This is a genomic window from Achromobacter aegrifaciens (assembly GCF_902859735.1).
Taxonomy (GTDB): Bacteria; Pseudomonadota; Gammaproteobacteria; order Burkholderiales; family Burkholderiaceae_B; genus Achromobacter; species Achromobacter aegrifaciens.
The window spans coordinates 608125-620465 of the sequence record NZ_CADIJY010000001.1; the positions used below are offsets into that span (position 1 = coordinate 608125).

A 12341-nucleotide genomic window follows, 5' to 3' on the forward strand; every position below is an offset into this window, starting at 1 on the left:
AAGTTCCCTGAGTATTCCACGCATGTTCCTGGCGTTCTCGGCAGCCAGTCTCTAAACCTCTCTTCCATACTGCTCCATTTTCCACCGAGCCCGCGGCCCCCGCTGCGTGTACTCGCGCCGGTAATCCGCCGGCGTTACGCCGAACTTCCGCTTGAAGGCGCGACGGAAGGCCGCCACGTCCAGATAGCCGCAGTCATTGGCTATGTCCTCCACGGAGCGCAGCGTCACTTCCAGCCACATCTGGCTCTTTCTCATCCGTATATCGGTGAGGAATTCATGCGGTGTGATCGCCAAGTGCGTCCGGAAAAGGCGTGCCAAGGTTCTTTCGCTGACGGCCGCATGCTGTGCGGCGTCGCCTATCGTTATCGCTTCCTGGGCATGTGCCAGCAACCACTGGACGGCCCTGTACAGCGGGCTGTCGCGTGTGAGACCGCTGACCTTCTCTATGGGCAGCGTCGACGCGATGATCTGCCGCGCGGGATCGAAGACGAGCTTGTCGCGCGATGCGCCGGCCAGTCCGGCGATGCCCGTGCGGTCCATCAGATCGAGCACGCAGTCATAGGCCAATGAAGGCGTCCCGGCAAGCAGGATGCGCTCGCTGGCCCAGACAATCGGATCGTTGGCGATGGCCAGGTCCGGATGGGTCCGCGCGAAGCCCGACTGGTACGCCCATTGCACCGGCGTCTGCATCTTGTCCAGTACGCCTGCCGCCGCGACCAGCCAGACGCCGGTGCCCACCGCGCAGACGTAGCGCCCGTCCGCCACCGCGCTGCGGATTTCGTGCAGCACGGCGTCGTTGTTTGCCACGCTGGCGCGCAGTTGCGGCACCGAGACCGTTTCCAGGGGCGGCACAAAGATGGCGCGCTCCATTGCCGAATCCGGCGCGCCCGGCGGCATGAAGCTCAGATGTTCGGACGCCGAGTCCGTTTCCGCCGAAAGGGCTGCGCCCACGCAGCGCCACGTCACCACATGGCCGCTCGCTTGCCCGCTGCGGCTGCGGGCAATGCCGTTGGCGGTGCGGAACGTATCGATCGCGGCATGGATGGGGCCGTTCAACCTGCCGGCGGGCTGCAGCAGTTCCACATGCAGAGGGTAGTTGTCTGGAGCGGCACCCATGATGTCTGTTTGGAGCGCGGTCTTTCCGCAGAGGATCGAACAAAATCAACACGCAAATATTAGATCAACCGCGCCCTCCAAGGAGCCATCCGTGCCATACGCAACCGCGTCCGACGACACCCGCATCTACTACGAAACCTATGGCGACGGCGCGCCCGTCCTGTTCATCCATGGCGGCGGCGGCAACACCATATGCTGGTATCAGCAGGTGCCTTTCTTTGCCAGGAAGTACAAGGTCATCGTGATGGACTTGAGGGGCTTCAAGAACTCTCCCTGCGTGCCGGAACGCAACCATCCGCGCCACTACCCCGCCGATGTGCTGGCCATACTGGAACAGGAAGGCATAGGAAAAGTAAACCTCGTGTGCCAGTCGCTGGGCGCATGGGCAGGCTTGCCGCTGGCGGTGAAGCATCCGGAGCGCGTCCAGACGCTCTTCATCAGCGGCTCGCCGACGCCGGCCTATTCGCCCGAGACCTGGGAAATTCTGCGCAAGGCCGGCAAGACCTTCGATGACGGCCGCCACGATCTGCGTAGCAAGAGTATCGGCTGGAACCGCAAGAACGTCGAAGCCCGGCCCGAGATGCTGCATCTGTACGGCTGCATCAAAGCGCTCAATCCCAAGGGCTTCCTGGCGCTGACCATGCAGGCCGACGACGTCAAGATCCATCCCGCCGAGTTCGAGGGCTACCGCGTGCCGACCTTGATGACCGGCGGCAGCCACGACGATTTCCTGACCCCGGAAAGCCACCATCTGGTCGCGAAGCTGCTGCCGGGCAGCCGCAAATACACCTTTGAAGATTCGGGCCATTCTCCTTATTTCGAAACGCCGGACGAATTCAACCGCGTGGTGCTTGAGTTCCTGGACGCGCACAACTAGTTCCTGATCCTGCAAGAAGGAGACAACATGGCTGCCATCAAAAAAACACTGGCATTCGGGCTGGCTGGCGTCATGGCGCTTGCCAGCGTCGCCGCCATGGCGCAAACCGATTATCCGAACCGGCCCATCCGCTGGATCGTTCCCTCGCCGGCGGGCGCGCCTATCGACGCCATCGGACGCAAGCTGGGCGAACTCATGTCCGCGCGGCTCGGCGCGCCCGTCGTGATAGAAAACAAGCCCGGCGCCGGCAGCACCATCGGCGCCACCGAGGTCGCGCGGGCCAAGCCCGACGGCTATACCTTGATGCTGAGCGTGGGCGACGCGCTCATCTCTTCGGTCGTGACCATGAAGGTGCCTTATGACCCGCAGAGCGACTTCACGTTGATCAGCAAGATAGCCGCGTCAGGTCCCGTGCTCATCGCAAACAAGTCGATGCCGGCCGGCGACCTGGCCGGGGCGGTCAAGGAGGCCCGGGCGGCGCAGGTTCCTCTGGCCTATGGGTCGTACGGTCCGGGCTCGTACCCGCAACTGATCATGGAGAGCCTGGCCACGCAGTCTTCGGTGAAGTTCATCGAAGTCCCCTACAAGGGATCGCCGCCGGCGATGACCGACCTGCTGGGCGGGCAGTTGGCATTTACCTTCACATCAACCAGCATTGCGGCGCCCATGATCGCGGACGGCAAGGTCAAGGCCATCGCCGTTATCGGCGACAGGCGCTCGGCGCTGCTGCCTGGGGTCCAGACCTTCGCCGAAGCGGGATACGACGCCTTCATATTCAAGAACAAGGCCTGGGTCGGCTTGAGCGGCCCCGCCGGCATGCCTGCGGACGTGGTGCAGAAGCTTGCGGCGGCGGCTCAGCAAGTGGTGCGGGATCCGGAGTTCGGCAAGTATCTGGAGAACATCGGCTTCGACGCCGTGGGCAATACGCCGGAGGAGTTCCTGAAGGAGTACCGGGAGGAGTATTCGGTCGTGCCGGGGCTGATCAAGGAGCTGGGCGTGGCGGCGCATTGATCAGCGGGCTTATTTGATGGCGGGTGGAAATCGATGGTTCCTGATATTCATTCGATATCAAATCTCAAATTCTTAATATTAGACAGCCCCATCAAGCACGCCTAAAGTCATCCGCTGGACCATATGGCCAGGACCGCCGCCTAGAGCGGCCGGCCATCCACGCAAAGGAGACTTCCATGCAACACCGCAGAAAGATGCTGACGGCCATGTTGGCCGTGGCCTTGCTTGGCGCCGCCGGCCATCAGGCCGTCGCGCACGCCGAGACCTTCCCCTCCCGCCCGATCAAGTTCGTGGTGCCGTTCGGCCCAGGCAGCGGCACCGATACCTCGGCCCGCTATTTCGCCCGCCAGCTGCAGGAACTTACCGGTCAGCCGGTAGTAGTGGAGAACAAGCCGGGCGCCAATGGTTTCATCGCGGTGAAGAACGTGTTGTCGGCGCCGGCGGATGGCTACACGGTGTTCATCGGCAGCAATTCGACGCTGGCGGTCAATGCGGCGCTGTTCAAGGCGCTGCCTTACGATCCCGTCAAGGATTTCGCGCCGCTGACCATGATGATGCGCTCACCCGCCATGCTGGCAGTCAGTCCGCAGGCGCCGTACGGCACCCTGAAGGATCTGATCGCCTACGCCCAGGCCAATCCCGGCAAGGTGAATTTCGGCGCGGGCTCTGCCGGCTACCAATTGATGGGGGAGTTGCTGAACGACAGCGCAGGTCTGAAGACGGTACATGTGCCGTTCAAGGGCGCCGGCGATGCCATCATGGCTGTGGCCGGCGGCACGGTGGACTACACGTTCGCCGAGGTGACAGCGGTGCAGGAGCTGGCCAAGGACGGCCGCGTGAAGGTGGTGGCGGTGGCGTCGGACCAGCGTGTCGGGACTTCACCCGATGTGCCGACGGCGACCGAGGCCGGCCTGCCCGGATTCGAAGCCTATACCTGGGTGGGCGCGATGGTCAGCGCCAAGACGCCGGCCGAACAGACCGAGCGCCTGGCCGAGCTGTTCACGCGCATCTCCAAGATGCCCGAAACCCGCGCCTTCTATGAACGCCTGGGCGCCACGCCGATGACGGGAGGTCCTGCGCAGATGCACGAATTCCAGCAGAAGGAAATCGCGCTGTGGCAGCGCATCGTCAAGAAGGCGAACGTTCCCCAACAATGAAGGAAGAGGCGAGCATGACGTCGCAAGCCCTGCAGAATGTGAAGGTGCTCGATCTGTCGCGCGTGCTGGCCGGCCCCTGGGCCGCCCAGACACTGGGCGACCTGGGCGCTGAAGTGATCAAGGTGGAGCGGCCGGGCACGGGCGACGATACGCGCGCCTGGGGGCCGCCCTACGTGACCGATCCGGCGGGGCAGCCCACGGGCGAGTCCGCCTATTACATGTGCGCCAACCGCAACAAGCAGTCGGTCAGCATCGATTTCACCAAGCCCGAGGGGCAGGAACTGGTGCGGCAGCTGGCGCGGCAATGCGATGTGCTGATCGAGAACTTCAAGACCGGGGGCCTTGCGCAATACGGGCTGGACTATGCGTCGCTGAGCGAGCTGAATCCCAGGCTGGTGTATTGCTCGGTCACCGGCTTCGGCCAGGACGGTCCGTATGCGCATCGCGCCGGCTACGACTTTTTGATCCAGGGCATGGGCGGCTTGATGAGCATCACGGGGCATCCCGACGGCATGCCCGGCGGCGGTCCCATGAAAGTGGGCGTGGCGTTGACCGACATCCTGACGGGACTGTATGCCAGCACCGCCATCCTGGCCGCGCTGCAGGCGCGTGCGCACACCGGGCGCGGCCAGCATATTGATCTGGCCTTGCTTGACGTGGGCGTCGCCTGCCTGGGCAATCAGGCGATGAACTATCTGTACGGCCAGCAGGCGCCGCGCCGCATGGGCAACGCGCATCCGAATACGCTGCCGTATCAGGATTTTCCGACCGCCGACGGGCATATGATCCTGGCCGTCGGCAACGATGGACAATTCGCCCGGCTGTGCGTCGCCATAGAACGGCCGCAATGGGCCGAGGACGAGCGCTTTGCGCGCAATGCGGCGCGGATTGCCCATCGTGAGGAACTGATCGAAGGCTTGCGCGCCATCACCGTCACCCGCAGCACGCGCGACTGGGTCGCGCTGCTGGAGCAGCACGGCGTGCCTTGCGGACCCATCAACACCGTCGCGGACGTATTCGAAGATCCGCAGGTCCAGGCGCGCGGCCTGCGCATGAGCATGCAGCACCCGCAGGCGGGCGAAGTGCCGCTGGTCGCCAGCCCCATCCGCCTGTCGGACACGCCGGTGAGCTACCGCCACGCGCCGCCGCAACTGGGCCAGCATACCGATGCAGTCCTGGCCCGCCTGCTGGGCTTGAGTGCGGAGACCCTGCATACACATCGAATCAATGGAGTCCTGGGATGAGTAGTTTGAATTCACTGGCGTTGCCGCTGACGCGCATTCCTCCCGAGGACGAGGCCCTGCGTCCCGCCGTGCGCGCCTTCCTGCAGGAGGCGGTGCGCGACATGCCGGCGTATATCCGGGCGCGTTCCTGGGGCGGCTACGACACCGCGTTCAGCCGGCGCGTGGGCGAGCGCGGCTGGATCGGCCTGACGCTGCCGCGCGAATACGGCGGGGGCGGACGCAGCGCCTTTGCGCGCTATGTGCTGGTAGAGGAATTCCTCAATGCCGGCGCGCCGGTCGGGTCGCACTGGATCGCAGACCGGCAGAGCGCGCCGCTCATCCTCAAATACGGCACGGAAGCGCAGAAGCGCTTCCACGTTCCCCGCATCTGCCGCGGCGAGTCTTTCTTCTGCATAGGCATGAGCGAGCCCAACTCGGGGTCGGACCTGGCCAGCGTGCGCACGCGCGCGGCGCCGAACGACCGCGGCTGGCTGCTCAACGGCCAGAAGATCTGGACCACCAACGCCCATCACTGCCAGTACATGATTGCGCTGGTGCGCACCTCGGGCGGGCCGGAGGATCGCCACAAGGGCCTGTCGCAGGTGATCGTCGACCTGTCCCTGCCCGGCGTGACGGTGCGGCCGATCGAGGACCTGTCGGGAGACAGCCACTTCTGCGAAGTGTTCTTCGATAACGTGCAGTTGGACGCCGATGCGCTGGTGGGCGACGAAGGGCAGGGCTGGGAGCAGGTCACGGCCGAACTGGCGTTCGAGCGCAGCGGCCCGGAACGGCTGTATTCCAGCATCGTGCTGTTCGACCAATGGCTGGACTATGCGCGCCTGCCCGCCAATCGCACGCCCTCGTCCCGGCGGTTGGCCGGCAAGGTGCTCGGCCAGCTGACGCCGTTGCGGGCCATGTCGGTGTCGGTGCAGGAGAAGCTGACGCGCGGCGCCAGCCCCATCGTGGAGGCGGCGCTGGTCAAGGAGCTGGGCACCACGCTGGAACAGATGATTCCGGCCTGGATTGCGGAAGACCTGTACTCGCGCGAGGCCGAGGACATTCCGGTGGAACTGCTGATGACCTTGAAGTACGTGACGGAGGCCTCGCCCTCGTTTTCCCTGCGGGGCGGCACCCGCGAGATTCTGCGCGGCATGATCGCGCGCGGCCTGGGCCTGCGCTGAAGGAGCATGACATGAGCGATAACGATCTTTACGCCGATGCCGCGCGCCAGGTGCTGGCGGACCATTGCACGCCGCAGGCGGTGCGCGATATCGAAGCGGGCGGCGACGCCGCCGGCAGGCTCTGGCAACAGCTGGAGGACACCGGCCTGGCCGACGCGCTGGTCGGCGAGGAAGAGGGCGGTTCCGGGCTGAGCCTGGAGCAGGTGTTCGGCGTGCTGGAGCAATGCGGCGCTCATGCGCTGCCCTTGTTGCTGGGCGAGACCATGATCGCGCGCGCGCTGCTGCCGGCGGCGCAGCGGCCTGCTGGCAGCATTGCATTGGCACGCGGCGTGCAACAGGCGGATGGCGCCTGGCATTGCGCGCTGGTGCGCGGCGGCGCGGTGGCTGACAGTGTGCTTGTGCAGACGGGCGATGCCTGGCGCCTGCTGGACGCCGCGCAGGCGCATAGGGAGCCGCAGGCGCTGGCATTGGACGCCGCCCTGAGCTGGACCCCGGCCCAGGTCGCGGCTGCGCCGTTGGCGCCGATGGACGCGGCTACCGACGTCCGCACCATGCAGGCCTGCGTGGTCGCGCCGCAGATGGCGGGCGCGCTGGGCAGCGTGCTGGAGCGCACCCTGCAATACGCCAATGAGCGCCAGCAGTTCGGCCGGCCCATCGGCAAGTTTCAGGCCATCCAGCATCAGCTGGCCGTCATGAGCGAGCATGTCTGCGCCGCACGCATGGCGGCGCAGCTTGGCTGCCATGCCGACGGCGTGGCGCCGGACCGGCTGCGGGTGGCGGTCGCCAAGGCGCGCTGCAGCGAGGCGGCGCTGGTGGTGTCCGAGCTGGCGCACGCCGTGCATGGCGCGATCGGCTTTACGGAAGAATACGATTTGCAACTCTACACGCGCCGCCTGCATGCCTGGCGTCAGACCGCGGGCAGCGAAGCCTACTGGCATGACGTGGCGGGCGAGGCGCTGCTCGCGCATGCAGGGCCGACGCTGGACCTGGTGCGTAAGATTACCGACGTCCCGGCCTAAGCCCGGCTCTCAGGAGAAACTTGCATGGCTTTTCTGCAGATAGAACGCGAGGACGGCATCGTCGTCGCCACCATGAACCAGCCGGAGACACGCAATGCGCTGACCGGCAACACCGCCGTCGAAGAGATCGTGCAGCTATGCGCGGACATCCGCCAGGACGCCAGCGTGAAGGTGCTGATCCTGACCGCCGCCGGGCCCATTTTCAGCTCGGGCGGCAACGTCAAGGACATGCGCCGCTTTTTCGACGATGCGCTGACTCCCGAGCGCATCTGCGAGGAATACCGGCAGGGCATCCAGCGCATTCCACTTGCGCTGCATGGCCTGGATGTGCCCGTCATCTGCGCCGTCAACGGTCCGGCCATCGGGGCGGGACTGGACATCGCCTGCATGTGCGACATCCGCATCGCGGCCGACACGGCCACGTTCGCCGAGAGCTTCGTGCGTGTGGGCATCGTGCCGGGCGACGGCGGCGCCTGGCTGCTGCCGCGCGCCGTGGGCATGGCCCGCGCCAGCGAAATGGCCTACACGGGCGAGGCCATCAGCGCGCAGGACGCGCTGGCGTGGGGCCTGGTCAGCCGGGTGGTGCCGGCGGCGGACCTGCTGCCGACCGCCAGGACCCTGGCCGCAAAGATCGCCGCCAATCCCGGCGGCGTCATGCGCATGACCAAGCGCCTGCTGCGCGAAGGCCAGCACAGCAGCCTGGCGTCCTTGCTGGAGCTGTCGGCCAGTTATCAGGCGCTGGCCCACAAGACTGCTGAACATCGCGAGGCGGTCACCGCGTTCATCGAGAAGCGCGCGCCGAAGTTTTGAAGGGCGGCGCTGCCGATGCATTTGCGCATCGGCAGCGCCGGATGGCGTCAGTGCGCGTCCATCATGTGCAGGCCGCTGCCCAGATGCGCAGCGCCATCGATCTGGAGCAGCTGGCCCGTCATCAGGTGGCCAGCCGGCGTGGCCAGGAAGGCAACCAGCTCCGCGACTTCTTCGATCGATGTGGCCCGGCCCATGGGCGTGGCGGCGACCAGGCGGTCCAGCATGGCCTGCGCAGCCTCGCCGGCCAATCCTGGCGTGATCACCGCTCCGGGGCCGATGCAATTGAGCGCGATGTCATCAGCAGCCCATTCCAGGGCCAGGGTCCGAGTCAGGCCCAGCACGCCGGCGCGTGCGGCGATGGAATGGGCAATTCCCATGGAGCCGCGGTCCACGCCCGAGAGCGAGATGTTCACCACCGTGCCCTGGCGAGCCTTGAGGAAGGGATAAGCTGCCTTGGTTACGACAAACACGGCGTTCAGATTGGTGTCGATCACCGCATCCCAACCTTTGCGGCTGATCTGCGCGGCGGGCGCGAAGAATTGGCCGCCGGCATTATTCACCAGCAGGTCGATGCCCTGGCGTTCGCCCACTTCGGCGATCAGCGCCTCGATGGCGGCGGTGTCGCGGATGTTGGCGCAGGCATAGCTGAAGTCGCCGGTCAGTTTTTCGGCCATTCCGGCGGTCTCCGCCAAGGGATCTTCGCGCCGTCCCACCCCGAACACGTCCATGCCCAGCGCCAGCAAACGCAGGGCGATGCCACGACCGATGCCAGAGCCGGCGCCAGTGACCAGTGCGCTGCGGCCGACCAGAACGCCGGGCCGCATGACCTGGGTGGATTCCATGCAAGTTTCAGATTTCATGAGGTTCACCTGGAAGTAGGAATTCAAGAGACCTGCCGCCGCCCGCCGCCGATGGCCGGCGTGGGGCTGCGGGGGATGCGTTGACCGTCGAACAGGGCGGGAAAGGCCGGCACGTGTTCGCCGTTGGCGAGTTCCTGCGATACGGCCCCAGGCCGCAGGCCGCGGATGAGCGTCAGCGCTTCGGCCGGCGCCCGGACGTTGCCGGCCGGGATCTGCATGTCCCGCATCTGCCGGAGCACGGCTTCGCGGGTCTGCGGCAGGGTCCAGGCTTCCACCTGGGCGTCGAAGTGCGCCGCGCGGCGGATGCGTTCCTTGATGGGTGCATCGTCCGCGCCGATCAGCGGGCGCAGGCGCGCCCAATAGCTGTCCAGCCCGCCCAGGATGTAGACATGGCCGTCTGCGCAGCGATATATGCTGGAAGGCGCCGACGCGCGGTCGCGGTTGCCCATGGGCGGATCCAGTGTTTCGCCTTCGCTTAGCGCCAGCGCCGCCGGCCCCAGCAGCATTGCGGACGCCACCTCCATCATGGAGAGATCGATCAAGCGCCCGCGGCCTTCGAGCATCGCCATCGCGCAGGACAGTCCCGCGTACATGCCGCTGAACATGTCCACGGGCCAGCTCGTGGTCAGGCGCGGCGAGCCATCCTCGTCGCCGTTCAAGAGGGCGAAGCCGGATTCGCATTGCGCGATGGTGTCCATGCAGATGCGGTCGTCCTGCTGTCCATAGCCGGAGATGAGCACGACGGTCAGGCGGGGATGGCGTGCGCATAACGCCGGGCCTTGCAGGTCCAGACGGGCGAGCGATCCTGGCGCCAGATTGCAGATGAAGGCGTCGGCCTGCGCCAGCAGCGTCTCCAGTGCTTCTCGTCCGTCCGGCGCGGCCAGGTCCAGCACCTGGCTCCGCTTGCCGGTGTTGAAGCTGCGAGCGTAGAAGCTGCCGAAGCTATTTCCCGGCAAGGTACGCACGCCATCGCCGCGCGGCGGCTCCACCTTGACCACGTCGGCGCCGAAATCCGCGAGGTACTGCGCGGCGGTAGGGCCGGCGATGAACTGCGACAGCTCGATGACGCGCTTGCCGGCAAGGGGGCGTGGAGTGTCGGCCTCAGGCATGGATCACCCGCTTGGCTTTGTGGACGGTGCGCGGCAGGGTGCCGTTTTCCACCACTTCCACGTGAAAGCGCACCTGCAGGCGATCGCGCAGCAGTTGCGACAGCCTTTCGCCAAGGTCGGCGCTGGCGCCGGGTTCGCGTTCGACGCGCAGCTTCACGCCGGTCAGGAAGCCCGTGCTCGGATCCTTGACGCTGTCGTCGATGATGATCACGTATTCATTGCTGACGCCGGCAAAGCCACGGACTACGTCTTCGATGGCGGACGGGAACAGATTCACGCCGCGCACGATCAGCATGTCATCGGCGCGGCCGAGCACGCCGCCAGGCAGGCGGGCATGGGTGCGGCCATCGGGGCCCGGGCGGCTGTCGCGCACCACGATGTCGCCAGTCCACCAGCGCACCAGCGGGCAGGCCTGCTTGTCCAGATGGGTGAGCACCAGCACGCCGCGTTCGCCGTCGGCCACCGGCTCATGCGTGTCGGGGTGCAGGATTTCGACGTAGATGAAATCCTCGGCCAGCGTGGGGCCGAGCTGCGCGGCGGTATCCCAGCCTATGGGTTGGCATTCCAGGGCGCCGTAGCAGTCGAACATCTTGGCGCCCCACAGGCGCTCGATGCGTTCGCGCGTGCCGGCCACGCTGGCGCCGGGCTCGCCGCCGACGCAGACCATGCGCACGCGGGATTCGCGCAGGTCGCGTCCCATGGATTGGGCGGTCTCGGCCATGTGGGCCATGAAGGACGGGGTGCCGATGACGCAGTCCGTGCCGTACTGGAAGATGGTTTCCACCTGGCGTTGCGTGTCGCCGGAGGAGCCCGGAATCACCAGCGCGCCGACCCGCTGCGCGGCCAGGGTGGCGCCCAGGCCGCCGACGAACCAGGCGTAATTGAACATGCATTGGAAGACATCGCCGCGGCGCAGCCCCTGGCCGTAGAGATAGCGTGCGTACAGCTCGGCCCAGCGGTCCACGTCATGCTGGGTCCAGAGCACGGGAGCGGGCTGCGCCGTGGTGCCGGAGGAAAAGTGCACCCGCACGGCCTCGCCGGGCTGGACCGCGGCCAGCGTGCCGAAGGGCGGCGCGGCGCGCAGGCCTTCGAGATAGTCGCGCTTGTGGGTGAAAGGCAGGCGTCTCAGGTCTGCCAGGGTCATGAGGTCTTCTGGAACGAAGCCCGCGTCCGCGAACACCTTGCGGTAGTGCTCGCTGGTATCCGCGACGCGCCGCAACTGCCGGCGCAAGGCTTCGAGCTGGAAGGTCTCGATGCGGTCGCGCGACCAGGTTTCGACCTCATCCCAGATGGTACTGGAATAGGGGAGTTGCTCTTGCTGCTTCATTGTTGGAGTCCTTGAGTAGCCCCCGCAGCGCATAGGCCGCGAGGGTGTGCGCGATATCGTCTATCGCCGCGTCGCTCTGCAGACGCCGCTGGCTGTACCACACGGTGGCCCAGTTCAGCGCGCCAAAGAAGGGTTTGCTCAACATCCTGGCGGGAAGGTCCACGAAGTCACGTTCGCGGATGCCGTCATCGATCACCTCGACGAACATCTGCTCGTAGTCATCGCGCATCTTCACCACGGACCGCAGCCGCTTGGCGGCCGCGGACGCCTCGAGCAGGTGACGCTCCAGCCCCTGCACCGCCACCTTCTGCATCGGCAGTTCCTTGAGCAGGATCTGGGTATGGCGCAGCGCCATGGCCGACAGGCGTTCGACCGCCTTGCCGCCGCCGCGGGCGATGGGGTCGATCTCGTCCGTCAGCCGGGTCATTGCCGCCACCTGCACGTCGAAGAACAGGTCGGCCTTGCTCCGGTAGTGGTGATAGATGCGGCCCTTGGTGGCGCCCAGGCGTTGGGCGACCGCGTCGATGGAAGTGGCCGCATAGCCGAACTCCATGAAGAGTTCCGCGGCCGCCTGCAGGATTTCCTCGCGCGACTCGCCGCCGCCCACTTCTGCCGGGTTCTGTTGTGCACTCACCATTGCTACCTCTTTTC

12 protein-coding genes are annotated in these 12341 nt (G+C 66.1%); 7 read left to right on the forward strand and 5 right to left on the reverse strand.

The window, feature by feature from the left end; all coding sequences use genetic code 11:
* Positions 1-51 precede the first annotated feature (51 nt).
* The gene (locus tag HV766_RS02815) at positions 52-1116 is read right to left on the reverse strand and encodes a GlxA family transcriptional regulator (protein WP_175180510.1); all 1065 of its coding nucleotides are present in this window, start codon (positions 1114-1116) and stop codon (positions 52-54) included.
* 91 nt (positions 1117-1207) lie between these two features.
* Between HV766_RS02815 and HV766_RS02820 the strand changes: the two genes are divergently transcribed.
* From HV766_RS02820 to HV766_RS02850, 7 genes are all read left to right on the forward strand, one after another.
* A complete protein-coding gene (locus HV766_RS02820) occupies positions 1208-1993 on the forward strand; it encodes an alpha/beta fold hydrolase (protein ID WP_054452183.1) in 786 nt (261 codons plus the stop codon).
* Positions 1994-2020: 27 nt separating this feature from the next.
* Positions 2021-3004, forward strand: a complete 984-nt coding sequence (locus HV766_RS02825) for a Bug family tripartite tricarboxylate transporter substrate binding protein (RefSeq protein WP_175180511.1) — start codon at positions 2021-2023, stop codon at positions 3002-3004.
* 176 nt (positions 3005-3180) lie between these two features.
* The gene (locus HV766_RS02830) at positions 3181-4161 is read left to right on the forward strand and encodes a Bug family tripartite tricarboxylate transporter substrate binding protein (protein WP_054452179.1); all 981 of its coding nucleotides are present in this window, start codon (positions 3181-3183) and stop codon (positions 4159-4161) included.
* Positions 4158-5405 (forward strand): CaiB/BaiF CoA transferase family protein, encoded by a 1248-nt coding sequence (locus HV766_RS02835; protein WP_175159804.1) that lies wholly within the window; start codon positions 4158-4160, stop codon positions 5403-5405. The genes HV766_RS02830 and HV766_RS02835 overlap by 4 nt, the downstream gene beginning before the upstream one ends.
* Positions 5402-6565 carry an acyl-CoA dehydrogenase family protein gene (locus HV766_RS02840; RefSeq protein WP_175180512.1) on the forward strand — a complete coding sequence of 388 codons (1164 nt, stop codon included), beginning with the start codon at positions 5402-5404 and terminating at the stop codon, positions 6563-6565. The genes HV766_RS02835 and HV766_RS02840 overlap by 4 nt, the downstream gene beginning before the upstream one ends.
* 11 nt (positions 6566-6576) lie before the next feature.
* Entirely contained in the window at positions 6577-7584 is a 1008-nt protein-coding gene (locus HV766_RS02845) for an acyl-CoA dehydrogenase family protein (protein WP_175180513.1), read from the forward strand.
* Between the two features lie 24 nt (positions 7585-7608).
* Positions 7609-8394, forward strand: coding sequence for a crotonase/enoyl-CoA hydratase family protein (locus HV766_RS02850; RefSeq protein ID WP_175180514.1), 786 nt, complete (start codon positions 7609-7611; stop codon positions 8392-8394).
* A 47-nt stretch (positions 8395-8441) separates the two neighbouring features.
* Here HV766_RS02850 and HV766_RS02855 read toward each other — a convergent pair whose 3' ends face one another.
* The 4 genes from HV766_RS02855 to HV766_RS02870 are packed head-to-tail and all read right to left on the reverse strand — an operon-like array spanning position 8442 to position 12327.
* Entirely contained in the window at positions 8442-9254 is an 813-nt protein-coding gene (locus HV766_RS02855; protein WP_082400839.1) for an SDR family NAD(P)-dependent oxidoreductase, read from the reverse strand.
* 23 nt (positions 9255-9277) lie between these two features.
* The gene (locus HV766_RS02860) at positions 9278-10363 is read right to left on the reverse strand and encodes a CoA transferase (protein ID WP_119450433.1); all 1086 of its coding nucleotides are present in this window, start codon (positions 10361-10363) and stop codon (positions 9278-9280) included.
* Positions 10356-11690 (reverse strand): phenylacetate--CoA ligase family protein, encoded by a 1335-nt coding sequence (locus HV766_RS02865; RefSeq protein WP_175180515.1) that lies wholly within the window; start codon positions 11688-11690, stop codon positions 10356-10358. Before HV766_RS02865 ends, HV766_RS02860 begins: the two co-directional genes overlap by 8 nt.
* Positions 11644-12327 carry a TetR/AcrR family transcriptional regulator gene (locus HV766_RS02870; RefSeq protein WP_054452167.1) on the reverse strand — a complete coding sequence of 228 codons (684 nt, stop codon included), beginning with the start codon at positions 12325-12327 and terminating at the stop codon, positions 11644-11646. Before HV766_RS02870 ends, HV766_RS02865 begins: the two co-directional genes overlap by 47 nt.
* Positions 12328-12341: the final 14 nt, after the last annotated feature.

What these genes read in the sequence shown, in the direction of transcription:
- HV766_RS02815 (WP_175180510.1), bottom strand. Translation starts at nt 1,116, where the DNA reads ATGGGTGCCGCTCCAGACAACTACCCTCTGCATGTGGAACTGCTGCAG.
- HV766_RS02825 (WP_175180511.1), top strand. Translation starts at nt 2,021, where the DNA reads ATGGCTGCCATCAAAAAAACACTGGCATTCGGGCTGGCTGGCGTCATG.
- HV766_RS02830 (WP_054452179.1), top strand. Translation starts at nt 3,181, where the DNA reads ATGCAACACCGCAGAAAGATGCTGACGGCCATGTTGGCCGTGGCCTTG.
- HV766_RS02835 (WP_175159804.1), top strand. Translation starts at nt 4,158, where the DNA reads ATGAAGGAAGAGGCGAGCATGACGTCGCAAGCCCTGCAGAATGTGAAG.
- HV766_RS02840 (WP_175180512.1), top strand. Translation starts at nt 5,402, where the DNA reads ATGAGTAGTTTGAATTCACTGGCGTTGCCGCTGACGCGCATTCCTCCC.
- HV766_RS02845 (WP_175180513.1), top strand. Translation starts at nt 6,577, where the DNA reads ATGAGCGATAACGATCTTTACGCCGATGCCGCGCGCCAGGTGCTGGCG.
- HV766_RS02850 (WP_175180514.1), top strand. Translation starts at nt 7,609, where the DNA reads ATGGCTTTTCTGCAGATAGAACGCGAGGACGGCATCGTCGTCGCCACC.
- HV766_RS02855 (WP_082400839.1), bottom strand. Translation starts at nt 9,254, where the DNA reads ATGAAATCTGAAACTTGCATGGAATCCACCCAGGTCATGCGGCCCGGC.
- HV766_RS02860 (WP_119450433.1), bottom strand. Translation starts at nt 10,363, where the DNA reads ATGCCTGAGGCCGACACTCCACGCCCCCTTGCCGGCAAGCGCGTCATC.
- HV766_RS02865 (WP_175180515.1), bottom strand. Translation starts at nt 11,690, where the DNA reads ATGAAGCAGCAAGAGCAACTCCCCTATTCCAGTACCATCTGGGATGAG.
- HV766_RS02870 (WP_054452167.1), bottom strand. Translation starts at nt 12,327, where the DNA reads ATGGTGAGTGCACAACAGAACCCGGCAGAAGTGGGCGGCGGCGAGTCG.